At 71.2% G+C, this 25,448-nt stretch carries 26 protein-coding genes; 3 read left to right on the top strand and 23 right to left on the bottom strand.

The genetic code is table 11. The annotated features are described in order from the left end of the window. Window position 1: 1 nt before the first annotated feature. Entirely contained in the window at window positions 2-1,033 is a 1,032-nt protein-coding gene (locus AB0F56_RS06725; RefSeq protein ID WP_362004850.1) for an aspartate carbamoyltransferase catalytic subunit, read from the bottom strand. A 110-nt stretch (window positions 1,034-1,143) separates the two neighbouring features. Beyond that, complete coding sequence (pyrR, locus tag AB0F56_RS06720) at window positions 1,144-1,707, bottom strand: bifunctional pyr operon transcriptional regulator/uracil phosphoribosyltransferase PyrR (protein ID WP_362004847.1); 564 nt, start codon at window positions 1,705-1,707, stop codon at window positions 1,144-1,146. A gap of 254 nt (window positions 1,708-1,961) precedes the next feature. Here pyrR and bldD point away from each other — a divergent pair, with 254 nt between their 5' ends. Continuing rightward, window positions 1,962-2,462 (top strand): transcriptional regulator BldD, encoded by a 501-nt coding sequence (gene bldD / locus AB0F56_RS06715; protein ID WP_030214967.1) that lies wholly within the window; start codon window positions 1,962-1,964, stop codon window positions 2,460-2,462. Between the two features lie 155 nt (window positions 2,463-2,617). On the opposite strand, the gene nusB is transcribed toward bldD, so the two are convergent. The 15 genes from nusB to AB0F56_RS06640 all read right to left on the bottom strand — a co-directional run bounded on the left by nusB (window position 2,618) and on the right by AB0F56_RS06640 (window position 16,138). Further along, window positions 2,618-3,055 (bottom strand): transcription antitermination factor NusB, encoded by a 438-nt coding sequence (gene nusB / locus AB0F56_RS06710; RefSeq protein ID WP_362004844.1) that lies wholly within the window; start codon window positions 3,053-3,055, stop codon window positions 2,618-2,620. Window positions 3,056-3,057: 2 nt separating this feature from the next. After that, window positions 3,058-3,624 (bottom strand): elongation factor P, encoded by a 567-nt coding sequence (efp, locus tag AB0F56_RS06705; RefSeq protein ID WP_362004842.1) that lies wholly within the window; start codon window positions 3,622-3,624, stop codon window positions 3,058-3,060. Window positions 3,625-3,673: 49 nt separating this feature from the next. After that, window positions 3,674-4,780, bottom strand: coding sequence for an aminopeptidase P family protein (locus AB0F56_RS06700; protein ID WP_362004840.1), 1,107 nt, complete (start codon window positions 4,778-4,780; stop codon window positions 3,674-3,676). A 92-nt stretch (window positions 4,781-4,872) separates the two neighbouring features. Next, window positions 4,873-5,784, bottom strand: a complete 912-nt coding sequence (locus AB0F56_RS06695) for an AAA family ATPase (RefSeq protein WP_362004837.1) — start codon at window positions 5,782-5,784, stop codon at window positions 4,873-4,875. Between the two features lie 120 nt (window positions 5,785-5,904). After that, window positions 5,905-6,351: a type II 3-dehydroquinate dehydratase gene (gene aroQ / locus AB0F56_RS06690; RefSeq protein ID WP_362004834.1), complete on the bottom strand. Its 447-nt coding sequence runs from the start codon at window positions 6,349-6,351 to the stop codon at window positions 5,905-5,907. Continuing rightward, window positions 6,348-7,442 (bottom strand): 3-dehydroquinate synthase, encoded by a 1,095-nt coding sequence (gene aroB / locus AB0F56_RS06685; RefSeq protein WP_362004831.1) that lies wholly within the window; start codon window positions 7,440-7,442, stop codon window positions 6,348-6,350. Before aroB ends, aroQ begins: the two co-directional genes overlap by 4 nt. Beyond that, window positions 7,439-7,924, bottom strand: a complete 486-nt coding sequence (locus AB0F56_RS06680) for a shikimate kinase (RefSeq protein WP_362005112.1) — start codon at window positions 7,922-7,924, stop codon at window positions 7,439-7,441. Before AB0F56_RS06680 ends, aroB begins: the two co-directional genes overlap by 4 nt. Window positions 7,925-7,953: 29 nt before the next feature. Further along, entirely contained in the window at window positions 7,954-9,138 is a 1,185-nt protein-coding gene (gene aroC / locus AB0F56_RS06675) for a chorismate synthase (protein WP_362004829.1), read from the bottom strand. Between the two features lie 155 nt (window positions 9,139-9,293). Next, window positions 9,294-9,470 (bottom strand): hypothetical protein, encoded by a 177-nt coding sequence (locus AB0F56_RS06670; protein WP_362004826.1) that lies wholly within the window; start codon window positions 9,468-9,470, stop codon window positions 9,294-9,296. Then, window positions 9,467-10,294, bottom strand: coding sequence for a shikimate dehydrogenase (locus AB0F56_RS06665; RefSeq protein ID WP_362004825.1), 828 nt, complete (start codon window positions 10,292-10,294; stop codon window positions 9,467-9,469). Before AB0F56_RS06665 ends, AB0F56_RS06670 begins: the two co-directional genes overlap by 4 nt. After that, window positions 10,294-12,108: an endolytic transglycosylase MltG gene (mltG, locus tag AB0F56_RS06660; RefSeq protein ID WP_362004822.1), complete on the bottom strand. Its 1,815-nt coding sequence runs from the start codon at window positions 12,106-12,108 to the stop codon at window positions 10,294-10,296. The genes AB0F56_RS06665 and mltG overlap by 1 nt, the downstream gene beginning before the upstream one ends. Window positions 12,109-12,209: 101 nt before the next feature. Beyond that, a complete protein-coding gene (ruvX, locus tag AB0F56_RS06655) occupies window positions 12,210-12,674 on the bottom strand; it encodes a Holliday junction resolvase RuvX (RefSeq protein ID WP_362005110.1) in 465 nt (154 codons plus the stop codon). Window positions 12,675-12,676: 2 nt separating this feature from the next. After that, window positions 12,677-15,346, bottom strand: coding sequence for an alanine--tRNA ligase (gene alaS / locus AB0F56_RS06650; RefSeq protein WP_362004820.1), 2,670 nt, complete (start codon window positions 15,344-15,346; stop codon window positions 12,677-12,679). Continuing rightward, window positions 15,346-15,696 (bottom strand): DUF6167 family protein, encoded by a 351-nt coding sequence (locus AB0F56_RS06645; protein ID WP_362004817.1) that lies wholly within the window; start codon window positions 15,694-15,696, stop codon window positions 15,346-15,348. The genes alaS and AB0F56_RS06645 overlap by 1 nt, the downstream gene beginning before the upstream one ends. A gap of 7 nt (window positions 15,697-15,703) precedes the next feature. Beyond that, window positions 15,704-16,138 (bottom strand): DUF948 domain-containing protein, encoded by a 435-nt coding sequence (locus AB0F56_RS06640; RefSeq protein ID WP_362004814.1) that lies wholly within the window; start codon window positions 16,136-16,138, stop codon window positions 15,704-15,706. Between the two features lie 170 nt (window positions 16,139-16,308). Between AB0F56_RS06640 and AB0F56_RS06635 the strand changes: the two genes are divergently transcribed. Next, window positions 16,309-18,447: an AAA family ATPase gene (locus AB0F56_RS06635; RefSeq protein WP_362004811.1), complete on the top strand. Its 2,139-nt coding sequence runs from the start codon at window positions 16,309-16,311 to the stop codon at window positions 18,445-18,447. Between the two features lie 53 nt (window positions 18,448-18,500). Here the strand turns inward: AB0F56_RS06635 and rpsD are convergent, their stop codons facing one another. The 6 genes from rpsD to AB0F56_RS06605 all read right to left on the bottom strand — a co-directional run bounded on the left by rpsD (window position 18,501) and on the right by AB0F56_RS06605 (window position 24,329). Then, window positions 18,501-19,115 (bottom strand): 30S ribosomal protein S4, encoded by a 615-nt coding sequence (gene rpsD, locus AB0F56_RS06630; protein ID WP_362004808.1) that lies wholly within the window; start codon window positions 19,113-19,115, stop codon window positions 18,501-18,503. 361 nt (window positions 19,116-19,476) lie between these two features. Next, window positions 19,477-20,172, bottom strand: a complete 696-nt coding sequence (locus AB0F56_RS06625) for an HNH endonuclease family protein (RefSeq protein WP_362004805.1) — start codon at window positions 20,170-20,172, stop codon at window positions 19,477-19,479. Window positions 20,173-20,208: 36 nt separating this feature from the next. Next, window positions 20,209-21,561 carry a replication-associated recombination protein A gene (locus AB0F56_RS06620; protein ID WP_362005108.1) on the bottom strand — a complete coding sequence of 451 codons (1,353 nt, stop codon included), beginning with the start codon at window positions 21,559-21,561 and terminating at the stop codon, window positions 20,209-20,211. 46 nt (window positions 21,562-21,607) lie between these two features. Continuing rightward, window positions 21,608-22,219 (bottom strand): vitamin K epoxide reductase family protein, encoded by a 612-nt coding sequence (locus AB0F56_RS06615; protein WP_362004803.1) that lies wholly within the window; start codon window positions 22,217-22,219, stop codon window positions 21,608-21,610. A 129-nt stretch (window positions 22,220-22,348) separates the two neighbouring features. Next, on the bottom strand, window positions 22,349-23,611 hold the full coding sequence (gene hisS / locus AB0F56_RS06610; RefSeq protein ID WP_362004801.1) for a histidine--tRNA ligase: 1,263 nt from the start codon (window positions 23,609-23,611) through the stop codon (window positions 22,349-22,351). A 10-nt stretch (window positions 23,612-23,621) separates the two neighbouring features. Beyond that, window positions 23,622-24,329 carry an MBL fold metallo-hydrolase gene (locus AB0F56_RS06605; RefSeq protein WP_362004800.1) on the bottom strand — a complete coding sequence of 236 codons (708 nt, stop codon included), beginning with the start codon at window positions 24,327-24,329 and terminating at the stop codon, window positions 23,622-23,624. Between the two features lie 151 nt (window positions 24,330-24,480). On the opposite strand from AB0F56_RS06605, the gene AB0F56_RS06600 reads away from it, so the two are divergent. Next, window positions 24,481-25,278, top strand: coding sequence for a peptidylprolyl isomerase (locus AB0F56_RS06600; RefSeq protein ID WP_362004798.1), 798 nt, complete (start codon window positions 24,481-24,483; stop codon window positions 25,276-25,278). The last annotated feature ends 170 nt before the right edge of the window (window positions 25,279-25,448 follow it).

Raw genomic sequence — 25,448 nt, 5'->3', positions numbered from 1 at the left:
GTTACTTGCTCTCCTCGGTGACAGAGGGGCGGCGCGCAGCGCCTCGGTCAAGGGTGGTGGTGGGCGACGGGTGGGCGACGGTGGCGGCGGGCTCGGAGCCGCCGAGCAGCAGGTAGAGGACGGCCATGCGGACGGAGACGCCGTTGGCGACCTGCTCGACGACCGTGCAGCGGTCGGAGTCGGCGACCTCGGCGGTGATCTCCATGCCGCGGACCATCGGGCCGGGGTGCATGACGATGGCGTGCTCGGGCATCTTCGCCATCCGGTGGCCGTCGAGCCCGTACCGCCGCGAGTACTCCCGCTCGGTCGGGAAGAAGGCCGCGTTCATCCGCTCGCGCTGCACACGCAGCATCATCACCGCGTCGGACTTCGGCAGCACGCTGTCGAGGTCGTAGCTGACCTCGCAGGGCCAGGTCTCGACGCCGACGGGGACGAGGGTGGGCGGGGCCACCAGGGTGACCTCGGCGCCGAGGGTGTGCAGCAGGTCGACGTTGGAACGGGCGACCCGGCTGTGCAGGACGTCTCCGACGAGGGTGATGCGCTTGCCCGCGAGGTCCTGGCCGAGGCCGGCGTCGCGGCCGACGAGGCGGCGGCGCATGGTGAAGGCGTCGAGCAGGGCCTGGGTGGGGTGCTGGTGGGTGCCGTCGCCGGCGTTGATGACGGGGGCGTCGATCCAGCCGGAGGTGGCGAGCCGGTACGGGGCGCCGGAGGCGCTGTGGCGGATGACGACGGCGTCGACGCCCATCGCCTCCAGGGTCTGGGCGGTGTCCTTGAGGGACTCGCCCTTGGAGACGCTGGAGCCCTTGGCCGCGAAGTTGATCACGTCGGCGGAGAGGCGCTTCTCGGCGGCCTCGAAGGAGATCCGGGTGCGGGTGGAGTCCTCGAAGAAGAGGTTGCAGATGGTCCGGCCGCGCAGGGTGGGCAGCTTCTTGATCGGCCGGTCGGCGACCCGGGCCATCTCCTCGGCGGTGTCGAGGATGAGGACGGCGTCGTCGCGGGTGAGGTCGGCGGCCGAGATGAGGTGACGCATCATCGGGGTGTGCTCCGTGGTCGGGAGGTGTGGGGCCTGGGGGTGTCCCCAAGAGGCCCGTCGGGGTGCGGGCACGCAGGGGTGTGCCCTGGACCCGTCGGGTGCCGGACCGGCTAGTCGGTGGTCTTGCTGCCGAGCAGCACGGTGTCGCGACCGTCCTCCTCGGCGAGCTGGACCTTGACCGTCTCGCGCAGCGACGTGGGCAGGTTCTTGCCGACGTAGTCGGCGCGGATCGGGAGTTCGCGGTGGCCGCGGTCGACGAGGACCGCGAGCTGCACGGCGCGCGGGCGGCCGATGTCGCCGAGCGCGTCGAGCGCGGCGCGGATGGTACGGCCGGAGAAGAGCACGTCGTCGACCAGGACGACCAGGCGGCCGTCGATGCCGTCACCGGGGATCTCGGTGCGGCCGAGCGCGCGGGCGGGCTTCATCCGCAGGTCGTCGCGGTACATGGTGATGTCGAGGGAGCCGACCGGGATCTTGCGGCCGGTGATCTCGGCGAGCTTGTCGGCCAGCCGGCGGGCGAGGAACACGCCCCGCGTCGGGATGCCGAGGAGGACCACGTCGTCGGCGCCCTTGGCGCGCTCGACGATCTCGTGGGCGATGCGGGTCAGGACCCGCGCGATGTCGGGGCCCTCGAGAACAGGGCGTGCCGCATCGGAGTGCTGCTGTGTGTCCATATGAAACGGACCTCCTTCTCCGCCTCACGGGACGGACCTTAAAGGACGTCGGATTTGCGCCATCGACTCTACCAGGGGCGGGTGACCGCCCTGCTCACCACCCCGGCGCCACTCCGGGCGCCGTCCCCCGAGAGGGGGCGGTATGGACCATTCGGCTTGACGGGAAAGAGTAACGCTGCGTAACCTCACAGTGAGTTACCAGCCACGCGGCGGAGCCGCACGTTGTCTACAGCGACCAGCGTCCGGGGAGCTATATGTCCAGCGAATACGCAAAGCAGCTCGGGGCCAAGCTCCGTGCCATCCGCACCCAGCAGGGCCTTTCCCTCCACGGTGTGGAAGAGAAGTCCCAGGGCCGCTGGAAGGCCGTCGTGGTCGGCTCGTACGAGCGTGGTGACCGCGCCGTGACGGTGCAGCGCCTCGCCGAGCTGGCGGACTTCTACGGCGTCCCGGTGCAGGAACTCCTGCCCGGCACGACCCCGGGCGGGGCCGCCGAGCCCCCGCCGAAGCTCGTCCTCGACCTGGAGCGTCTGGCGCACGTCCCGCAGGAGAAGGCGGGCCCGCTCCAGCGCTACGCGGCGACGATCCAGTCGCAGCGCGGCGACTACAACGGCAAGGTGCTGTCGATCCGCCAGGACGACCTGCGCACGCTCGCCGTCATCTACGACCAGTCCCCCTCGGTCCTGACCGAGCAGCTCATCAGCTGGGGCGTCCTCGACGCGGACGCGCGGCGCGCGGTCGCCCACGAGGACAGCTGAGCAGAAACGAGCAGAAACGTTGCCGCCGGGGCGGGGACGGTCTTCGGACCGCCCCCGCCCCGGCGGTTTCGCGCTCCACGGGGGCACCAGGAGACGCCGAAGGGGCCTGTGGCACATGATGTGCCACAGGCCCCTTCGGCGTGTCTACGGGCCGCTCAGGCGTCCGGAGTCCGGCGCAGGCGCGGCTTCAGGTCCTTGAAGCGGGCCAGCAGGCCGTTGACGAAGGTCGGCGACTCGTCCGTGGAGAACTCCTTGGCGAGCTGCACGGCCTCGTCGATCGCCACGGCGTCCGGCGTCTCGTCCAGCCAGATCAGCTCGTACGCCCCGAGGCGCACGATGTTCCGGTCGGCGACCGGCATCCGGTCCAGGTCCCAGTCCACCGCGTAGGTGGCGATGAGCTCGTCGATCCGGTTCGCGTACTCCGCGTACCCCTCGACCAGCTGCATCGTGAACTCGTTGACGGCCGGCTGGCGGTCGTCGGACCGGGCGTGCCGGACCCAGTCCGCGAGGACCTGCTGCACGGACGCGCCGCGCTGGTCGGCCTCGAAGAGGATCTGGAAGGCGCGCTTACGGGCGTTGCTGCGGGCAGCCACGGTTAGCTGTTCACCCGGCCGAGGTAGTCGCTCGTGCGGGTGTCGACCTTGATCTTCTCACCGGTGGTGATGAAGAGCGGGACCTGGATCTCGTGACCGGTCTCCAGCGTCGCCGGCTTGGTGCCGCCGGTGGAGCGGTCGCCCTGGACGCCCGGGTCCGTGTGCTGGATGGTCAGCTCGACGGCGGCCGGGAGCTCGACGTAGAGCACCGCGCCCTCGTGCTGCGCGACCGAGGCGGTGAAGCCCTCGATCAGGAAGTTGGCGGCGTCGCCGACGGACTTGCGGTCGACCATGAGCTGGTCGTACGTGTCCATGTCCATGAAGACGAAGTACTCGCCGTCCATGTACGAGAACTGCATGTCGCGGCGGTCGATGGTGGCCGTCTCGACCTTCACACCGGCGTTGAAGGTCTTGTCGACCACCTTGCCGGAGAGCACGTTCTTGAGCTTGGTGCGCACGAAGGCCGGGCCCTTGCCGGGCTTGACGTGCTGGAACTCGACGACGGACCAGAGCTGGCCCCCGTCGAGCTTGAGCACCATGCCGTTCTTGAGGTCGTTCGTGGAAGCCACGGTTGCGGAATCTCCTGGACTGACGTGGGACCAGGGAGGCGTACGCGCCCTACAGCGCGAGCAGCTCCTTGGTCGTAATGGTGAGTAGCTCGGGTCCGCCGTCCGCCTCCTGGCGCACGACGAGCGTGTCATCGATCCGGACCCCGCCCCGGCCCGGGAGGTGGACCCCCGGCTCGACGGTGACCGGCACACAAGCGTCCAGTTTACCCATGGCCGCGGGTGCGAGCTGCGGGTCCTCGTCGATTTCGAGGCCGACGCCGTGCCCGGTGACCGGCGGGACGGCTTCCGCATGGCCCGCGGCGTCGATGATCTGGCGGGCCGCGCGGTCCACGTCGCGGTACTCGGCGCCGGGGACGAGCGACTCCCGGCCGGCCCGCTGAGCGGCGAAGACGAGGTCGTACAGGTCGATCTGCCAGTCCGCGGGCGTGGTCCCGATGACGAACGTACGCCCGATCTCGCAACGGTAGCCGCGGTAGGTGGCACCCAGGCAGACGGAGAGGAAATCTCCCTCCTCGACCCGCCGGTCCGAGGGCTTGTGGCCGCCGCGCCCGGAGTTCGGTCCGGTGCCGACGGAGGTCGGGAAGGCGGCGCCGTCCGCGCCGTGGTCGACCAGGCGCCGCTCCAGCTCAAGGGCGAGGTGGCGCTCGGTCCGGCCCACCAGGATGGATTCGAGGAGCTCCCCGAGCGCCTGGTCGGCGATCTCGGCGGCGATCCGCAGACAGGCGATCTCGTCCTCGTCCTTGACGATCCTGAGCTGCTCGACGGCTCCGCCGAGATCGGCGAGCTGGAGCTGCGGCGCGACGGAGCCCATCGCACGGTGCCGGGCCACGGTCAGATGGTGCTCCTCGACGGCGAGGCCCTCCGCGCCCGCCTTGCGGGCGAAGTCGACGGCCGCGACGGCCGGGTCGCCGCCCGCCACGGGCAGCACGGCCTGGCGGAGCAGCTCGTCGAGGCGCCCGTCGGCCGGATCGCCGCCGGGCGCGGTGGGGCAGAGCAGGACGTCCTCGTCCGGTCCGAGCAGCAGGACGGCGCCGTTGGGCGAACCGCCCGCGAGATAGCGGACGTTGGCGGGGCGGGAGACCAGGGCCGCCTGGCTGCCGGCCGCCGCGCACCGGTCGCGCAGCCGCACTCGGCGGTCAGCAAACACCTCTGACATGTTCCGAGCCTACGAGGGGCCGGGCGTCCCGGCCCGCTCAGAGCGGCCGACCGGGCCACCGGCCAGGGCCTGGCGTTCGTTCGTCCGGCAGGTCACCAGGCGGGCGGGCTCGCGAGGGAGCGGGCGAGGACCTCGTCGAGGACGCGGGCGGTGGTCTCGACGTCGTACGTCGAGTTGTCGATGATCGGCAGGCCGGAGCCGTACCAGCCGGCCATCCGGCCGTGGATGGAGGCGACCTCCTCGTCCGAGAGCCGCCGGTTCCCGCTGCGTTCGGCGTTGCGCTCCAGGACGATCTCCAGGCCGGGCAGCAGGACGACCGGGAGCAGCCCCGGGCCCACATGGCGCTTCCAGCCGCCGAGGCCGACGACCGGGCGGTCGGGGAAGACGGCGTCGTCGAGGATGCAGGAGATGCCGTTGGCCAGGAAGTTGCGGGCGGCGAAGCCGCAGGTGCGGCGGGCGAGACGATACTGCGCCTCGGAGTGCTCGTTCCAGCCCGACTGGGGGTCGGCGAAACCGGAGCAGACCCATTCGCGGACGTCGTCGAGGCTGATGTGCGCGGTCGGCACGCGGCGGCGGGCGGCCCAGTGGCGGGCGACGGTGGTCTTGCCCGCGCCGGCGGGGCCGATGAGGAGCACGGCCAGCGTCGCGGCGCCGGTGCCGGGTCCGGCCTGCGGTGGTGCGGGGACGGCGACGGGCGGCAGCGGCACGTGGCCGGTGACGTCGTGCGGCGGGGGCACGGGCGAGCCGGGGTGCCCGGGTATGCCCGGAGCGCCCCAGCCGGGCGCGGGCGGCGAGGAGTACGGGGCGGCCGCGCCGGGGGCCTGCGGCGGGGCGTGGTGCGGCTGCTGGGGGTGCGGGGCCTGGGGGTGCGGGGCGTGCGGGGGCGGGGCCTGATGCCCGCCCTGCGCCGTGTGAGGCACGGGGGGTACGGGCGGTCGACCGGCGGCGGGCGGGCGGCCCGAGGGGTCGGGCGGCGGCAACGGAGCCCCCATCGCGTGCTGCATCCGGTGCCACTCCGTCTCGTACGGCCGATACTTCCGGGTACGTTACCGCCCCCGGCCCCCGCAGGGGGAACGGCCGGGGGCGGTCCAGGGTGCCCGTTCGGGCAGCGTGTCCGGATGTCGTCAGTCGGCGAGTTCCTCGGCCAGCGCCCGCAGGGCCAGCAGGTAGGAGCCGATGCCGAAGCCCGCGACGGTCCCGGTCGCCACGGCGGCGATGACCGAGGTGTGCCGGAACTCCTCGCGGGTGTACGGGTTCGAGATGTGCACCTCGATCAGCGGCGCGGTCCGCTGGGCGGCCGCGTCGCGCATCCCGTACGAGTAGTGGGTGAACGCTCCGGGGTTCATGACGACCGGCACCGACCCGTCGGCGGCCTCGTGCAGCCAGCGGATCATCTCGCCCTCGTCGTTGGTCTCCCGGACCTCCACGTCGAAGCCGAGCTGCTCGCCGAGGGTCTGGCAGGACTCCACCAGACCCTTGTACGACGTCGCCCCGTAGATGTCGGGCTCGCGGGAGCCGAGACGGCCGAGGTTCGGGCCGTTCAGGACGAGGACGTGGCGCAGATCGCTCACGCGGACACCTCGCCGTAGGCGGCGACGAGGACGGCGGGGTCGGGGCCTTCGAGGACGGTCGGCTTGCCGAGGCCGTCCAGGACGATGAAGCGGAGCAGGTCGCCCCGGGACTTCTTGTCGACCTTCATGGTCTCGAGCAGCTTCGGCCACTGGTCGCCCCGGTAGGTGAGGGGCAGACCGACCGACTCCAGGACCGTGCGGTGCCGGTCGGCGGTGGCGTCGTCGAGCCGACCGGCCAGCCGGCCCAGCTCGGCGGCGAAGACCATGCCGACGGAGACGGCGGCGCCGTGGCGCCACTTGTACCGCTCGTTCTTCTCGATGGCGTGGGCCAGGGTGTGACCGTAGTTCAGGATCTCCCGGCGGCCCGACTCCTTCAGATCGCCGGAGACGACCTCGGCCTTGACCCGGATCGAGCGCACGAGCAGCTCGGCGGTGTGCGGACCGGCCGGCGTACGGGCGGCCTGCGGGTCCTCCTCGATGAGGTCGAGGATCACCGGGTCGACGATGAAGCCGGCCTTGATGATCTCCGCGAGCCCGCTCACGTAGTCGTGGACGGGCAGCGAGTCGAGGGCCGCGAGGTCGCAGAGCACCCCGGCGGGCGGGTGGAAGGCGCCGACCAGGTTCTTGCCCTCGGCGGTGTTGATCCCGGTCTTCCCGCCGACGGCCGCGTCGACCATCGCGAGGACGGTGGTCGGCACGGCGATCCAGCGCACACCGCGCAGCCAGGTCGCGGCCACGAACCCGGCCAGGTCGGTGGTGGCGCCGCCGCCGACACCCACGATGACGTCGGTGCGGGTGAAGCCGGTCTGACCCAGCGCCTTCCAGCAGTACGCGGCGACCTCGGCGGTCTTGGCCTCCTCGGCGTTCGGCACCTGGATGGCGACGGCCTCGAAGCCCTGCTCGGAGAGGTCCGCGCGCAGCGCCTCGCCGGTCTCGGCGAGCGCCTCGGGGTGGATCACGGCGACGCGCTTGGCCTTGGTGCCGATCAGCTTCGGCAGCTCACCCAGCAGCTGCCGGCCGACCAGCACCTCGTACGGATCCGTGCCCGCCGAACCGCCTACCTGGATTCGGGTCACTTCCTGGTCCGTCATACGTCCTTCTTCAACTCCAGAGCGTCGAGGACCGCGTCCGCGACTTCTTCGGGCGTGCGGCCCTCGGTGGCCACGACCACCCGGGCGACTTCGGTGTAGAGATGGCGGCGCGCCTCCATCATCTCGCGCCACTGGCGGCGCGGGTTGACGGCGAGCAGCGGCCGCGCGGTGTTGAGACCGACGCGTCGGACGGCCTCGTCGACGTCCATCGAGAGATAGGCGACGGGCAGGGCGCTGAGCAGTTCGCGAGTGCCCGCGTCGAGGATCGCGCCGCCGCCGAGCGCGAGGACGCCCTCGTGCTCGGCGACCGCGGTCCGTACGGCTTCCCGTTCGAGGGCGCGGAAGTGCTCCTCGCCGTCCTCGATGAAGATGTCCGCGATCTCGCGGCCCTCGGCGGCGACGATGTCGGCGTCGGTGTCCCGGTAGGGCGCGCCGAGCAGCTCGGCCAGGAGCGCGCCCACCGTGGACTTGCCGGAGCCCATCGGCCCCACGAGGACGACCAGGGGTCCGGTCACCGGATCTGGAGGTTGTCGAGGTACGACTGGACGTTGCGGCGGGTCTCCGGAACGCTGTCGCCGCCGAACTTCTCGACGACGGCGTCCGCGAGGACGAGCGCGACCATGGCCTCGGCGACGATCCCGGCGGCCGGGACGGCGCAGACGTCGGAGCGCTGGTGGTGGGCCTGGGCGGCCTCACCGGTGGCGACGTCGACCGTGGCGAGCGCGCGCGGCACGGTCGCGATCGGCTTCATCGCGGCGCGGACGCGCAGCAGCTCACCGGTGGTCAGGCCGCCTTCCGTACCGCCGGAGCGGCCGGAGGTGCGCTTGATGCCGTCCTCGGTGCGGACGATCTCGTCGTGGGCCTGCGAGCCGGGTACGCGGGCCAGCTCGAAGCCGTCGCCGACCTCGACGCCCTTGATCGCCTGGATGCCCATGAGCGCGGCGGCGAGCCGTGCGTCGAGCCGCCGGTCCCAGTGCACGTGCGAGCCGAGCCCGACGGGAACGCCGTAGGCGAGGACCTCGACGACGCCGCCCAGGGTGTCGCCGTCCTTGTGGGCCTGGTCGATCTCGGCGACCATCGCCTTCGACGCGTCCGCGTCGAGGCAGCGGACCGGGTCGGCGTCGAGCTTCTCGACGTCGGCGGGGGTCGGGTACACGCCGTACGGAGCCTTGGCCGCGGCCAGCTCCACCACGTGCGAGACGATGTCGATGCCCGCGGCCTCCTTGATGAAGGAGCGGGCGACGGCGCCGAGGGCGACGCGGGCCGCGGTCTCACGGGCGCTGGCGCGCTCCAGGATCGGCCGGGCCTCGTCGAAGCCGTACTTCTGCATGCCGGCGAGGTCCGCGTGGCCCGGACGCGGCCGGGTCAGCGGCGCGTTGCGGCCGGTCTCCTTGAGCTCGGCGGGGTCGACGGGGTCGGCCGCCATGACCTTCTCCCACTTCGGCCACTCCGTGTTGCCGACCATGACGGCGATCGGGGAGCCGAGCGAGAGACCGTGCCGGACTCCGCCGAGGAACGTGATCTCGTCCTGCTCGAACTTCATCCGCGCACCACGCCCATAGCCGAGGCGCCGCCGCGCAAGATGGTCCGCCACCAGCTCAGTGGTGACCGGGACGCCGGCGGGAAGACCCTCCAGCGTCGCGACCAGCGCGGGTCCGTGGGACTCCCCAGCGGTCAGCCAACGCAACCTGCTCAACGATGCTCCTCATGCTCGCGCCTGGAACTGCTGCGGCGCGACCGGGTGCGCGGCCCTGGCCCGCCGCTACCGATCCTCCCACGTCCGGGGGCCGAACCTGGCCGTCGGTCCAGCTGTCGGACGCGGAGAATGTCAGATCGGTCGCGACCGAGAGCTCAGTCCGCGGGCCGTGAGGTCCGGACGGCCCGCCAGAGCCGGCGCCCGCCCGCCACCACGAGCCCCGTCACCACGAGGGTGACGACGGTGTCCTGCGCCCACTCGGGCAACAGGTGCACGAGCGCCTTGAGCAGCGAGCCGACCCAGTCCGATGCCAGGGTCTCCGAACCGCTCACGCGGCGGCGAGGGCCTTCTCGCCCGCCTCGCGCATCGCGGACAGCGGGGCCTCGGCGACGCCCGTCATCCGTTCGACCTGGAGCACGGCCTGGTGGACGAGGAGGTCGAGACCGCCGAGCACCGCGCCGCCCCGCTGCGACCAGGCGGCGGCGAGCGGGGTCGGCCAGGGGTGGTAGAGCACGTCGAAGAGGGTGCCGGGTCCTTCCGGGACCTCCGCCGCGAGCGCGTCGGTGGTACCGGCCGGGGTGGTGGAGATGACGAGCGGGGCGGCGAACGCCCGGTGCGCGTCGGCCCAGTCGGCGGTACGGACGTCCACGCCGAGCCGCTCGCCCCAGCCCCTCATCTCCTCGGCCCGCGCCTCGCTCCGTACGTAGGCGGTGACCGGCCCCGCGCAGATCCGCGCGAGCGCGGCGAGCGCGGAGGAGGCGGTGGCACCGGCGCCGAGGACCGCGGCCGACTCGACCTTCTCCACGCCCCGCTCGCGCAGGGCCGCGATCAGGCCGGGGATGTCGGTGTTGTCGCCGAGGCGGCGGCCGTCCTCGGTGAGGACGACCGTGTTGACGGCCTCGACCGAGGCGGCCGTGTCACTGATCTCGTCGAGCAGCGGGATGATCGCCCTCTTCAGCGGCATGGTCAGCGACAGACCGGCCCAGGACGCGTCGAGCCCGGCGACGAACGCGGGCAGCCCGGCCTCGTCGACCTCGAACCGGTCGTACGACCAGCTGTCGAGGCCGAGCGCGGCGTAGGCCGCCCGGTGCAGGACGGGCGAGAGCGAGTGGGCGATGGGCGAGCCGAGCACGGCCGCGCGGCGAGGCGCCTGCATCAGTTTTTCCTCGACTTGTTGAACTCCTCCACCAGCTTCTGGTGGTCGGCGTTCGTCTTCGTGAACTGGGACGTCTTGCCGTCCAGCGAGATGAAGTAGTACCAGCCGTCCTTGGTCGGGTCGACGACGCCCTTGAGCGCCTCGGCGCCCGGGTTGCCGATCGGACCCGGCGGCAGGCCCTTGTAGTAGTAGGTGTTGTAGACGTTGTCGAACTTCCGCAGCTCTTCCAGCGTCAGGTCGATCTTGCTCTGGTTCTTGATGTAGTTGTACGTCGAGTCGAACTCGAGCTTGCCGAAGGTCTGCGGGTTGTTGGTCTTCATGCGGTTGTAGACGACCTCGGCCATCTTGCGGAAGTCGTCGTGCGACGTGCCCTCCGCCTGGACGAGGCTGGCGATCGTGATCAGCTCCCACGGGCTGCTGACGCCGAGCTCCTTCGCCTTGGCCTCCAGCTCGTACTTGGCGTACTCCTGGTTCGACCGCGCCACCATCTTGCGCAGCACGTCCTCGGGCTTGTTGCCCTTCACCATCGGGTACTTCGCCGGGTAGAGGAAGCCCTCCAGCGGGTCCTTCACGTTCTTGTGGTTCTTCGCCCAGTCGGGAAGGCCGAGGTCGTTGGCCTTCGCCTTCGCGATGCCCTGCGTCGTGCCCTTGTCGACGCCGAGCTTCTTGTCGATCTCCTCGTAGACCCAGACGTTCCGCTTGCCTTCGGGGATGACGAGCCCGGACTGGCTCTGCGGGTTCAGCATCATCTCGACGGCGCTCTGCGCCGACATCTGCAGCCTCAGCGTGTAGGCGCCCGCCTGGATGGCATTGCCCTTGGGGTCCTTCTCCGCCGCCGAGACGAAGGCGTCGACGCTCTTGATGACGCCGGCCTTCTTCAGGATGTTGGCGATCTCGTAGCCGCCGGCGCCCTTCGGGATCTCGACCTGGACCTCGCCGGATCCTTCGCCCGCGTAGTCGGGTGCCGCGCCGAACTGGCCCTGCCAGAACTGGTAGCCGAAGTAGCCGATGCCGCCCACGCCGCCGACCAGGACGAGCGCGACGACCAGGCAGGCGACGCCGTTCTTGCCCTTCTTGCCCTTGTCCTTGCCGCCCCGGCGCTCGCGACCGCCGCCGCGCGACGAGCGCCGTCCGGCCGGCTCCTCGTCGTCATCGTCGTAGTCGTCATCGTCGTCGGAGCGGACACCGACGGCGCTGTCCTCGCCGGTGAAGAAGGGGTGCCGCTCCTCTTCCTCGGGCTCCGCGTCCCAGTCGGTCACCGGCTGCGGCGGCACCTGCCGCCGGCCCGGGGGCTGCGGCGGCGGGTACGCCTCGGGGGTGCCGTAGAGGTCAGGGTTCTGGCCGCCGTACGGATCCGCGGGGGTCGTGCCGTACGGCATGGCCGCCTGGCCGGTCTCCCAGCTCGGGTCGTACTGCTGTGCGGGGTATCCGGGCGTGTCGTAGCCCTGCCCCTGCTGCCCCTGATAGCCGCCGTACGCCGACGGATCGACGTACTGCTGCGGGTGCTGGGCGTGCTGCTGCTGCTGCTGGTGCCCGTGCTGCTGCGGGTGCTGCTGGTACTGCTGCGGCTGCTGCTGGTACTGGGGGTCGTAGCCCTGCGCCTGGCCCTGGGCGTACTGGCCCTGACCGTACTGGTCCTGGACGTACTGACCCTGGCCGTACTGGTCCTGGCCGCCGTACTGCTCCTGGTGGCCGTACTGCTGGTCCTGGTGCGGGTACTGCTGCTGACCCTGACCTCCCCATCCCTGGTCCCCGTACAACGGGTCCGTGGGATGCCACGGTTCGGAGCCGGAGCCCCGGCCATACTCAGTCATCGATCCCCAACCAGCCGCGAGGCTTCCGGACGATCCGCCTCTACGTTGTGCGGCAGCTGTTCGAACACCGCCACATCGCGCGGAACGTTACCGTATCGCGATCAGATGACCACTTCGACGCCCTCGCCAGGAGGATTACCTGATACCCGTTCGGCCTCAAGAGCGTTCTGAAGGATGATCACAGCGGCGGCCTGGTCGATGACCGACCGCCCCTTCTTGGACTTCACGCCCGAGGCCCGCAGCCCCTGGGTGGCCGTCACCGTCGTCATCCGCTCGTCGACGAGGCGGACCGGCACCGGGGCGATGCCCTTGGCCAGCTCCCCGGCGAAGCGCCGGACCTTGGCCGCGGCCGGGCCCTCGCCCCCGGAGAGGGAGCGAGGGAGGCCGACCACGACCTCGATCGGTTCGTACTCCTCGACGAGTCCCCGCAGCCGCCGGTGGGCGGCCGGGACGTCACGCCCCGGCACGGTCTCCACCGGGGTGGCGAGGACCCCGTCGGGGTCGCACGAGGCGACCCCGATCCGGGCGTCCCCGACGTCGACCGCGAGACGACGGCCGCGGCGCATCGTCACGCCGTCTCCACGACGAGGCGCTCGACGGCGTCGATGGCCGCGCCGACGGCCTCGGGGTTCTGGCCGCCGCCCTGGGCGACGTCCGGCTTGCCGCCACCGCCGCCACCGAGGGTCTTGGCGGCCGTGCGGACCAGCTCGCCGGCCTTGAGACCGCGCTCGCGGGCGGCCTCGTTGGTGGCGATGACCGTCAGCGGGCGGCCGTTGGCCGTGGTGAACAGGGCCACGACGGCCGGGCGGTCGGAGGAGATCCGGCCGCGGACGTCGAGGACCAGCTTGCGCAGGTCGTCGGCGGAGGTGCCGTCCTGGACCTGGCCGGTGACCAGGGCCACGCCACGGATGTCCTTGGCGCCCTCGACGAGACCGGCGGCGGCCTGGAGCACCTTCTCGGCGCGGAACTTCTCGATCTCCTTCTCGGCGTCCTTCAGCTTGCCGAGCATGGAGGAGATCTTCTCCGGCAGCTCCTCCGGGCGGCCCTTGACCAGCTCCTGGAGCTGGGCGACGACCGTGTGCTCCCGGGCGAGGAAGTTGTACGCGTCGACACCGACGAGGGCCTCGACACGGCGCACGCCACTGCCGATCGACGACTCGCCGAGCAGCTTCACCAGGCCGAGGGCGGCGGTGTTCTTGACGTGCGTACCGCCGCACAGCTCCTTGGAGAAGTCGCCGATGGTGACCACGCGGACCGTCTCGCCGTACTTCTCGCCGAACTCGGCGATGGCGCCCTGGCGCTTGGCCTCGTCGATCGGCATGACCTCGGCGTGCACGTCGAGTTCGCGGGAGAGGACCTCGTTGATCTTCTGCTCGACGTCCATGAGGACCGTGCCCGGCACCGCGTTGGGCGAGCCGAAGTCGAAGCGGAAGCGGCCGGGCGAGTTCTCCGAACCGGCCTGGGCGGCCGTCGGGCCGAGGGCGTCCCGCAGCGCCTGGTGCGTCAGGTGCGTGGCGGAGTGGGCGCGGGCGATGGCCCGGCGGCGGCGCACGTCGATGGCGGCGTAGGCGGTGGAGCCGACGGTCACCTCGCCGACCTGGACCGAACCCTTGTGCACGGAGACACCGGGGACCGGCTGCTGGACGTCACGGATCTCGATGACGGCGCCGCTGTGCAGCTTGATCCGGCCGTGGTCGGCGAGCTGGCCGCCGCCCTCGGCGTAGAACGGGGTGCGGTCGAGGACGACCTCGACCTCGTCGCCCTCGGAGGCGGCCGGCGAGGAGACGCCGTTGACCAGCAGGCCGACGACCGTGGACTCGCCCTCGGTGTTGGTGTAGCCGGTGAACTGGGTGGCACCGTTGCCGTCGGCGATCTCGCGGTAGGCGGCGACGTCGGCGTGGCCGGTCTTCTTGGCCTTGGCGTCGGCCTTGGCCTTGTCCCGCTGCTCCTGCATGAGGCGGCGGAAGCCGGCCTCGTCCACGGAGAGCCCCTGCTCGGCGGCGATCTCCAGGGTCAGGTCGATCGGGAAGCCCCAGGTGTCGTGGAGCAGGAACGCCTTGTCGCCGGGCAGCACGGTGGAACCGGCGGCCTTGGTCTCGGTGACGGCACCGTCCAGGACGTTGGAGCCGGCGTTCAGCGTCTTGAGGAAGCGGGCCTCCTCGGCGAGGGCGACGGTCTCGATCCGCTTGCGGTCGGTGACCAGCTCCGGGTACTGCTCGCCCATGGTGTCGATGACCACGTCGACGAGGTCCTGGACGACCACGCCCGTGGCGCCGAGCAGGCGCATGTTGCGGATGGCGCGGCGCATGATGCGGCGCAGCACATAGCCGCGGCCCTCGTTGCCCGGGGTGACACCGTCGCCGATGAGCATCACGGACGTCCGCATGTGGTCGGCGACCACGCGCAGCGAGACGTCGCTGTCGTGGGCCTTGCCGTAGTCCACGCCGGTCAGCTCGGTGGCCTTGTCGATGACGACCTTGAGGGTGTCGGTCTCGTACATGTTCTGTACGCCCTGCAGGATCATCGCCAGGCGCTCGAGGCCGAGGCCGGTGTCGATGTTCTTCGACGGCAGCTCGCCGAGGATCGGGAAGTCCTCCTTGCCGGAGCCCTCACCGCGCTCGTACTGCATGAAGACCAGGTTCCAGATCTCCACGTACCGCTCGTCGTTGACGGCCGGGCCGCCCTCGACGCCGAACTCGGGACCGCGGTCGTAGTTGATCTCCGAGCACGGGCCGCAGGGGCCGGGCACGCCCATCGACCAGTAGTTGTCCTTCTTGCCGAGGCGCTGGATGCGCTCGGCGGGGACGCCGACGACGTCGCGCCAGATCCGCTCGGCCTCGTCGTCCTCGAGGTAGACGGTGATCCAGAGCTTCTCCGGGTCGAGCCCGTAGCCGCCGTGCTCCACCGAGGTGGTCAGCAGCTCCCAGGCGAGCTTGATGGCGCCTTCCTTGAAGTAGTCGCCGAAGGAGAAGTTGCCGCACATCTGGAAGAACGTGCCGTGGCGGGTGGTCTTGCCGACCTCTTCGATGTCGGGCGTACGCACGCACTTCTGCACGCTGGAGGCGCGCGGGAACGGCGGCTTCACCTCGCCGAGGAAGTACGGCTTGAAGGGAACCATGCCGGCGGGGACCAGAAGCAGAGTCGGGTCGTCCGCGATGAGCGACGCCGAAGGCACGACGGTGTGCCCGCGCTCCTCGAAGAAGCTCAGCCAGCGGCGGCGGATTTCAGCCGACTCCATCAGTGGTCCTCATTCCGGTTGTACGAAATCGTGCGGTACGAATGCGTGGTGGTCTGTGGGGTGGGGTCGAGCACGGCCCTGCGGCGCGGCCCGGGGAGCTCGCGCTCGGCAGGGCCGTCCACGGGGGCCTCCAGGCCGAGCGCCTCGCCGAGTTCGGCCTCGCGCTGGACCATGCCGGCCCTGACGTCGAGGGCGAAGTCCTTGAGCCGGTGGCCGGTCTCGATCGCCTTGTTCGCCGCCTGCGCGGCGAGGCTCTCCGGAGTCAGCTGCTTGAGCTTCCGGTTGACCTTGGTGGTGGCCCACACCCCGGCTGCTGCGCCGGCGGTGAACCAGAACGTACGGCGGAACATCGGCGGCTCAGCCCTTCTGCTTCCGGCGCCGCGCGGACGGCACGGTGCGACCGACGACGGTACGGCGCGCGGCCGCGGGCGCCGGCGACGCCTCGTCCCGGCCGCGGCCAAGGGCCTTGCGCACTCCGTAGCCGAAGGCGGCGACCTTGACGAGCGGGCCGCCGAAGGTGGAGGCGACGGTGGAGGAGAGCGCGGAGGCGTTGGAGGTGACCTCCTGGACGTCCGAGGCGATGGCGTCGACCCGGTCGAGCTGGGTCTGTGCCGCGCGCACGGTCGCGGAGGCGTCGCTGAGCAGCGGGACGGCCTGTTCGGTCACGTCCGCCACCAGCTTGGTGGTCGCCTTGAGCGTCTGCGCCAGCCTCACCAGAACCACGGCGAGGAAGGAGACGAGAATCGCCCAGAACACGGCCACCAGAATCCCGGCAACCTCTCCACCGGTCACTCCGCACCGCTCTCTTCTGTCGTTGGGCCCTTGCGAAAAGTCGTCCTCCGACCCTATCGCGCCCGGGGTCTTTCCCCGTACCGCATTTGCCCTCGCGACGCCGCTCGGGACAGGGGATTCGCCCGTACCGATTGTACGGAGCGCGCGCGGGTGGGTACGCTCCGTGTCCCATGCGAAGGAGCAATCTCCCGGCCGAGCTGAACCGGTTCATCGGACGGGCCGGCGAACAGCGTGAACTCGCCCGGCTCCTGATCGAATCCCGCCTGGTCACGGTGGTCGGGATGGGAGGCGTGGGCAAGACCCGGCTGGCCCTGCGCGCCGCGTCCGCGGCGGAGAAACGCTACGCCGACGGCGCGTGGCTGGCCGACCTCTCGGTGCTGCGCGACCCCGATCTCGTGGCGCTCGCGCTCGGCGAGGCGCTGGGGCTGACGGACCACACGCTGCGCACCCCGGACGAGACGCTGGTCGACCATCTCGCGGAGCGCAGTGTCCTGCTGGTCGTGGACGGCTTCGAGCACCTCGTGGACGAGTGCGCCCCGGTGCTGCGGCTGCTCCTCGAACGCTGCCCCGGCCTCACCGTGCTCGCGGTGGGCCGCCGCCCGCTGCGGGTGGACGGGGAGACGGTGTTCGCGCTGGCCCCGATGGACGAGGAGGACGCGGAGCGGCTGTTCCTCGCGCGGGCGGCGGCGACCGGCGACCTCGCGGGGCCCGCCTCCGACCCCGCCGCCGTACGCGAGCTGTGCCTGCGCCTCGACGGGATCCCGCTGGCCCTGGAGCTGGCGGCAGCCCGGATGCCGCTGCTGACCGTGGAGCAGGTGCTGCACCGGCTCGACGACCGGTTCCGGCTGCTCACGGACGGAGCGCGGGGCGCGCTGCCGCGGCACCAGACGCTGCGGACGGCGATCGGCTGGAGCCACGAGCTGTGCACGCCGGACGAGCGCCTGCTCTGGGCGCGGCTCTCGGTCTTCGCCGGTCCTTTCGACCTGGAGGCGGCGGAGTACGTCTGCGCCGGCCGGGAGCTGCCGACGGAGCGGGTCCTGGACGTGCTCGGCGGTCTGCTCGCGCAGTCGCTGGTGGTACGGGAGTTCACGCCCGCCGGTCCCCGGTACCGGATGGTGGACACGGTCTCGGCGTACGGGGCGGAGTGGCTGGCCGCGCTCGGGGACACCGAGCGGATGCGCCGCCGCCATCGCGACTGGTACATGGGGCTCGCCACCTGGTGCGAGCTGGAGTGGTTCAGTCCGCGCCAGGCCGAGGTCGCGGCCTGTCTGGACGCGGCGCTGCCCAATCTGCGGGCGGCGCTCGAACTCTGTATGGAGGGGCCGGACGAGGCGCATCTGGCGCTGCAGCTCGCGGGGACGCTCTGGTTCGCGTGGGTGGGCTGCGGCCGGCTGTCCGAGGGGCGGCACTGGCTCGACCGGGCGCTCGGCGGCGATCCGGAGCACGACGAGCACACCTCGGCCCGGCTGAAGGCGTTGTGGGTGCTCGGCTATGTGGCAATCCTGCAGGGCGACGCCACGGCGGCGGTGGCGGCGCTGCACGCCTGTGGGGAGCGGGCCCGCGCGACCGGCAACGCCCTGGCGGAGGCGTACGCGACGCATCGGATGGGCTGTCTGGCGCTGCTCTCGGACGACATGCGGCGCGCGGAGGAGCTGATCGGCCGGGCCCTGGTGGCCTACCGCGAGCTGGGCGAGCTGAACAGCAATGTGCTGATGGCCCAGGTCGAGCTGGCGATGGCCCGGGTCTTCCTGGGCGATCTGGAGGGCGCGGTCGCGCTCTGCGTGGACGTGCGCGAGATCTGCGAGGAGCGCGGTGAGCGCTGGACCAAGGCATACGCGCTCTATGTGCTGGCGTACGCGGCGTGGACCAGGGGCGAGCACGGCGAGGCGCGGGCGCTGCTGACCGAGTGCGTGACGATCAACCACACCTTCCACGACCTGGTGGGCCTGGTCCTGGCGATCGAGCTGCTCGCGCTGGTGACGGCGAGCGAGGGCGATCCCTCGGAGGCGGCCGTGCTGCAGGGTGCGGCGCTGCCGGTCTGGGACACGGTGGGTCTGCAGCTGTTCGGCTCGGGGACTTTCAACGGGCCGCGGGCGCTCTGCGCGCGCGAGGCGGGCGAGCTGCTCGGTGCGGAGCGTTACGGGGCGTCGGTGCGGGAGGGCCAGGGGCTCTCGCTGGACGCGGCGGTGGACCGGGCGCTCAGCGAGCGTCGCGACCCGGCCGTGCGGGTGCCGGGGGCCCGGGCGCCGCGCCCGTTCCGTTCGAAGGTCCCGGAGAACGCGGAAGCCCGCCGGCTCCCCCACCCGTGAGGGCGGGGAAGCGGCGGGCCGAACACCGCGGGGGTGGTACTACGGCGCCTTGATCAGCGGGCGTAGTACTCGACGACCAGCTGCTCGTCGCAGATGACCGGGATTTCCTTGCGGTTCGGGTCGCGGTCGAGGCGGAAGGCCAGGGCCTTCAGGTTGACCTGCAGGTAGCGCGGGGTCTCACCGTCGGCGGCGAAGCCACCCTCGCGGGCGACCTGGAACAGGGCCTTGTCGCGGGAGCGCTCGCGGATCATCACGACGTCGTCGGGACGGACGCGGAAGGACGGCTTGTCGACCTTGCCACCGTTGACCTGGACGTGACCGTGCACGACCATCTGGCGGGCCTGGTAGATGGTGCGGGCGATGCCCGAACGCAGGACCAGGGCGTCGAGGCGACGCTCGAGCTCGACGACCAGCGCCTCGCCCGTCTTGCCTTCGGCCTTCTTGGCGCGGTCGTAGGCGCGCGCCATCTGGCGCTCGCTGATGTCGTACTGGGCGCGCAGACGCTGCTTCTCGAGCAGACGGACCTTGTAGTCCGAGTTCTGCTTGCGGCCACGGCCGTGCTCGCCCGGCGGGTAGGGGCGGGCCTCGAAGTACTTGACGGCCTTCGGGGTCAGCGCGATGCCGAGGGCACGCGACTTCTTGACCTTGGGACGGGACTGGTTCGGCATGAACCAACCTCTCTATCTGTACGAATACGGCTTCACCAGGGTTAAAGGAGGTCGCATCCGCAGCCGGGGAAACCCGTTCGGTCCGTGAAGGACCTGTCGGGCAGCCGCTCCCTGGTCTGGGCACGTACGTGCAGCACGCGAACGGCCCATCGCCTGGTCCCGAATACCGGGGAGGTGATGGGTTGCCCGCGACACCTTCGAAGGTGCGCGACACTCCTGGAGATCCCGCCCTGGGGCGAGGCTCCCGCTGCTTGTCCCGTTCTGGTGGCGCCGGCCGAAGCCGGACACAGGACGCAGCACTCCGCACGAGTGTACCGGGTCGGCCGGGGGCCCGTGCACACGCCCGGGGTCGCGAGCGTGCTCAGGGGCAGGTGGCGAGGAGTTCCTGGAGAGCGAGCCTCTCGGGCGTGGAGACGGTCAGGCCGTACTTGGCCTTGATGCCGGTCCAGCGCCGGCCGCACTCGCACCAGTACGCCTTCCGCGGCGGCTTCCACTTGTCGGGGGTCTTGCTGCTCTTCTCGTAGTTGGTCCGCTTGTCGGTGGCGAGCAGCACGTCCAGGTCGTTGGCGTAGGCGAGGCGCCGCTCGGGGCTCCAGGCCCACGCGCCCGCGCGCCAGGCCGCGCCCAGCGCGACGACGTGGTCGGTCTGGATCTGCGACGCCTTGCGGTACGAGTACGGCAACTTCTTGCCGGTGTACGGGTCGTGGAGCACGCCCGAGAGGACGACGCACGGGTTGCGGTCGCCCTGGCGCAGCTCGCTGAGGTCGCGGCGCAGGACGTCGTCGCGCGTGTCACAGCCGTTGCGTCCGCCGAGGGCGTCGGTCTCGTCCGACCACGTGGTGCCGAACTCGGCCCTCTTGTACGTCTCCCAGTTCTTGCCCCAGGCGACGGTGAGCCGGGCCAGCCGGCTCCGCGCCTCGGCCGCGGTGGGCGGGAAGCCCGGGCTGACGAGCGGCACCGCGGAGGGGGAAGGGGCGGCCCGATCCTCGGTGGCCGGTGCGCAGCCGGTGACCAGGAGGGCCAGGGCCGTGGCCGGCACCCATGCCGTACGGATCATGGACCGAGCGTAGGGGCGGCCCGACCGTGACGCGCGTCAGCCGTCGCCGCGCAGCCGCTCCCGCACCTTCTCCACCACGTCCGCGTACCGCGCCTCCGCGCCGTAGCGGGTCGGTTCGTAGTAGCGCCTGCCGTGGACCTCGTCCGGGGCGTACTGCTGGGCCGCGATGCCGCCCGGGACGTCGTGCGGGTACACGTACCCCTGGGCGTGGCCGAGCTTGGCGGCGCCCTTGTAGTGGCCGTCGCGCAGGTGCGCCGGGACCGAGCCCGCCAGACCGTTCCGTACGTCCGCCTGGGCGGCGAAGATCGCGGTGGTCGCGGCGTTCGACTTGGGGGCGAGGGCCAGGGCGATGGTGGCGTGGCTCAGGGTCAGCGCCGCCTCGGGGAAGCCGATCATGGCGACGGCCTGGGCGGCCGCGACGGCCGTCGGCAGCGCGGTGGGATCGGCCAGGCCGATGTCCTCGCTGGCGGAGATCATCAGGCGGCGGGCGATGAACCGGGGGTCCTCCCCCGCCTCGATCATCCGGGCGAGGTAGTGCAGCGCCGCGTCCACGTCCGAGCCGCGGATGGACTTGATGAGGGCGCTGGCCACGTCGTAGTGCTGGTCGCCGTCCCGGTCGTACTTCACGGCCGCGCGGTCGACGGTCTCCTCGACCGTGGCGAGAGTGATCTCCGGCTCGCCCTTGGCGATGGCCGCGCCCGCCGCGGCCTCCAGGGCGGTGAGCGCCCGCCGTGCGTCGCCGCCGGCGATCCGCAGCAGATGGGCCTCGGCGTCCTCGGGCAGCGTGACCGCGCCGCCGAGCCCCCGGTCCTCGGTGAGTGCCCGCTTGAGCAGATCGCGCAGGTCGTCGTCGGTGAGCGGTTCGAGCGTGAGCAGGAGGGAGCGGGAGAGCAGCGGCGAGATGATCGAGAAGTACGGGTTCTCGGTGGTCGCCGCGATCAGCGTCACCCAGCGGTTCTCCACGGCGGGGAGCAGCGAGTCCTGCTGGGCCTTGGAGAAGCGGTGGATCTCGTCGAGGAAGAGGACGGTCTCCTTGCCGAAGCCGCCGGCCGCGCGCCGGGCGCCCTCGATGACGGCCCGGACCTCCTTGACTCCCGCGGTGATCGCGGAGAGCTCCACGAAGCGCTTGTTGGTCGCCTTGGAGACGACGTACGCGAGGGTGGTCTTCCCGATGCCGGGCGGGCCCCAGAGGATCACGGACGAGGAGCCCGCCGGGCCTCCGCTGCCCTCGCCGACGAGCCGGCGCAGCGGCGAGCCCGGCTTGAGCAGGTGCTGCTGGCCGAGGACCTCGTCCAGGGTGCGCGGACGCATCCGGACGGCCAGGGGGCTGCTGGACGGGTCCTTCTCCTGGCGTTCTTCGGCGGCTGCGGTAAAGAGGTCGGGCTCCACAGTCATGAAGCCTAAGTCAGGGGACTGACAGCGCGGACCGCGCCCGTCAGCTGGTCCAGAAGTCCCACCAGCGCGTCAGGATCAGCATGCCGATGATCCCGATGTGCAGCACCGGCAGCACCCAGGTGAACTCGTCGAAGAAGGTCTTCAGGCCGCGCGGGGCGGGGATGACGCCCGTGCGGACGTTGTGCGAGGTCACGTACCAGAACATGATGATCGTGGCGACCCAGGCCAGGCAGCACCACAGGCAGAGCGCGTTGATCTCGTAGAGCGACTGCTGCATGAGCCAGGTACAGAAGCCGACGCCGAACAGCGTGCCCGCGTTCAGGCCGAGCCAGTACCAGCGGCGGTAGCGGGCGCCCGCGAGGAGGGCCACACCGATCGCGATGATCATCGCGTAGGTCACGAGGCCGAGCATGGGGTTCGGGAAGCCGAAGACCGAGGCCTGCTCGCTCTTCATGATGTTGCCGCAGGAGACGACCGGGTTGAGGCTGCACCCGGGGGTGAAGTTCGGGTCCTCGAGGAGCTTGAACTTGTCGATCGTGATCACCCAGGCGGCGAGCAGCCCCGCGGCGCCGGTGATCACGAGCAGCCAGGCGAAGGCGCGGCTCGCGCCGATCGTGTCGCGCGTCGACTCGTCCACGCTTGCGTTCGTCATATGTCCGTTCCATCGCTCGCCGGCCTTCTGGGCACGGTCATTGTGCCGCACACGGACCGGTGTCCACCGTTCGGTGGACATAAGGACGGGCCCCGGCGCACACAGCGCCGGGGCCCGTCCTTGTGCACATCAGGCCAGCTTGGCCTGGACCGTGGCGACCAGCTCGTCCAGGGCCACCGGCTCCTGCTCGCCGGCCTCCATGTCCTTGAGCTGGACGACGCCCTCGGCGAGGTCGCGCTCACCGGCGACGATCGCGAAGCGGGCACCGGAACGGTTGGCGTCCTTCATCGAGCCCTTCAGGCCCTTGCCGCCGAAGGAGAAGTCCGCCGCGACACCGGCCTTGCGCAGCTCGGTGACCTTGCCGAAGAGGATCCGCCGGGCCTCCTCGCCGAGCGCGACCGCGAAGACGCTGGTGGTCGCCGGGATGTCCAGCTCGACACCCTCCGCCTCCAGGGCGAGGACCGTACGGTCCACACCGAGCGCCCAGCCGACGGACGGCAGCGCCGGGCCGCCGATCATCTCGGAGAGGCCGTCGTAGCGGCCGCCGCCGCCCACCGCGGACTGCGAGCCGAGACCGTCGTGGACGAACTCGAAGGTCGTCCGCGTGTAGTAGTCGAGGCCGCGCACCAGCTTGGCGTCGTCTTCGAAGGCCACGCCCGCCGCGGTGATCAGCGCGCGCACCTCCTCGTGGTACGCCTTGCACGCGTCGCACAGGTAGTCCCGCAGCAGCGGCGCGTCGCCCAGCTGCTTCTGCACGGCCTCGCGCTTGTCGTCGAGGACGCGCAGCGGGTTGATCTCGGCGCGGCGGAGCGTCTCCTCGTCCAGGTCGAGCCCGCGCAGGAAGGTCTGCAGCGCCTCGCGGTAGACGGGACGGCACTCCTTGTCGCCCAGCGAGTTCAGCAGGATGCGGAAGTTACGCAGGCCGAGCGAGCGGTACGCCTGGTCGGCCAGGATGATCAGCTCGGCGTCGAGCGCCGGGTCCTCGGCGCCGATCGCCTCGGCACCGACCTGCGAGAAGTGGCGGTAACGGCCCTTCTGCGGGCGCTCGTAGCGGTAGTACGAGCCGGAGTACCAGAGCTTGACGGGCAGGTTGCCCTGCTTGTGCAGGCTGGCCTCCAGGGCGGCGCGCAGCACGGAGGCGGTGCCCTCGGGACGCAGGGCGAGCTTGTCGCCGCCCTTGGTCTCGAAGGCGTACATCTCCTTGGTCACGATGTCGGTGGACTCGCCGACGCCGCGCGCGAAGAGGTTGACGTCCTCGAAGCCGGGGGTCTCGATGTAGCCGTAGCCGGACGTCCGCAGCGGTCCGGAGATGGCGTCACGGACCGCCAGGTACTTCGCGGAGTACGGCGGAATCAGGTCGTACGTGCCCTTGGGGGCCTTGAAGGTGCTCACTGCGTTCTCGTCACATTCCTCGTCGGGGAGCCTTCGCGCTCCCGAGGCCGGCGGCCACATCCCGCAAGTAGGGATTGGTGGCGCGCTCCTGGCCGATGGTCGTCTGGGGACCGTGTCCCGACAGCACCACGGTCGAGTTGTCGAGCGGCAGGCACACGCGGGCCAGCGATTCGAGCATCTCGTCCATGTCACCGCCGGGCAGGTCGGTGCGTCCGATGGAGCCGGCGAAGAGCAGATCGCCCGAGAAGAAGACGGAGGGGATCTCCGTGTTCTCGGGCATCCGGAAGGTCACCGACCCCTTGGTATGACCGGGCGCGTGGGCGACGGAGAACTCGAGACCGGCGAGCTCCAGCTTGGCGCCGTCGGTGAGCTCGTGCACGTCGTCGGGCTCGCCCACGGTCAGCTCGCCCATGAGGGGCATCCCGATGGAGCGGCCGAGGGCCTTCTCCGGGTCGCTCATCATGTACCGGTCGGCGGGGTGGATCCACGCGGGTACGTCATGGGCGCCGCAGACCGGGACGACGGAGGCGACGTGGTCGATGTGGCCATGGGTGAGGACCACGGCGACGGGCTTGAGCCGATGCTTCTTGAGCGTCTCCTCGACTCCCTGGGCGGCCTGGTGGCCCGGGTCGATGATCACGCACTCCTCGCCTGCGGCGGGGGCGACCAGATAGCAGTTGGTCCCCCAGGCCCCGGCGGGGAACCCGGCAATCAGCACGATCGTCCTTAATGTCGTCCGGCACGAGGTGCGGCGGAGCGGAAGTGGCAGATCAGAGCCTACCGGCGCTGCGTATTCCACAGCCAACCCGTATACGGTACGGGCACACCCGGCCAGGACAGGAACAGACGAGCGACAAGGAGCAGACCCGGTGGTCAGCAGCGATCAGCGGCGGCGGCAGCTCGCCAGGGAGAAGTACGTACGCCAGCAGGAGCGGCGGCAGCAGGCGCGGCAGAAGGCCAGGCGCCGCAACACCGTGATCGCCGCCTCGCTCGCCGTAGTCCTGGCCGCGGGCGGCGCGGTGTACGCCTCCGTGGCGCTGACCGACGACGGCGCCAAGGGAGCCGGCGACTCGGCGGCGAGCGGTACGCCGTCGAACCCGACACCCTCGGCGAGCGAGCCGAAGACGCCTGAGCCGGCGATGGCCATCGACAAGAAGGCCACGTACGCGATGTCCCTGGAGACGAACAGGGGCACCGTCGCGATCACCATGGACGCGGCGAAGACCCCGCACACGGTGAACTCCTTCAAGCACCTGGCGGACAAGAAGTACTTCGACGGCACCAAGTGCCACCGGCTGACCACCGAGGGCATCTTCGTGCTCCAGTGCGGTGACCCCAAGGGCGACGGCACGGGTGGCCCCGGCTACACGATCCCGGACGAGAACCTGGACGCGCTCGGCAAGGCCGGCGCGGACGGCACGGTGACGTTCCCGGCGGGCACGGTCGCGATGGCCAACACCGGCCAGCCGGGCAGTGGTGGAAGCCAGTTCTTCCTCGTCTACAAGGACACGAAGCTGCCGCCGACCTACACCCCCTTCGGGAAGATCGACGCGGCCGGGCTGAAGGCCGTGGAGGAGGTCGCGAAGGGCGGCGTCGAGGGCGGCGGCAAGGACGGCGCGCCGAAGACGGCCGTCACGATCGCGAAGGGCACGGTCACCAAGAAGTGACACACCGCGTGACCGTGGAATTTCGGTCGCGCGGAGAGCGGACAGCCGGGCGGCCGGTCGCCTAGATTGGCGTTGTGCAGCGCGGTCCTGTATCCGCGTTGTTGAGGGCGGGCGAGGCCCGCCGGGAAACTGTGGACGATGCCCAGGGGGTGAGAGCCCCCTCGTCGGCA

Source organism: Streptomyces sp. NPDC026092 (genome assembly GCF_040638605.1).
Taxonomy (GTDB): Bacteria; Actinomycetota; Actinomycetes; order Streptomycetales; family Streptomycetaceae; genus Streptomyces.
The sequence above is the reverse complement of the archived record's forward strand: the minus strand, read 5'-3'. Positions and strand labels throughout refer to the sequence as shown.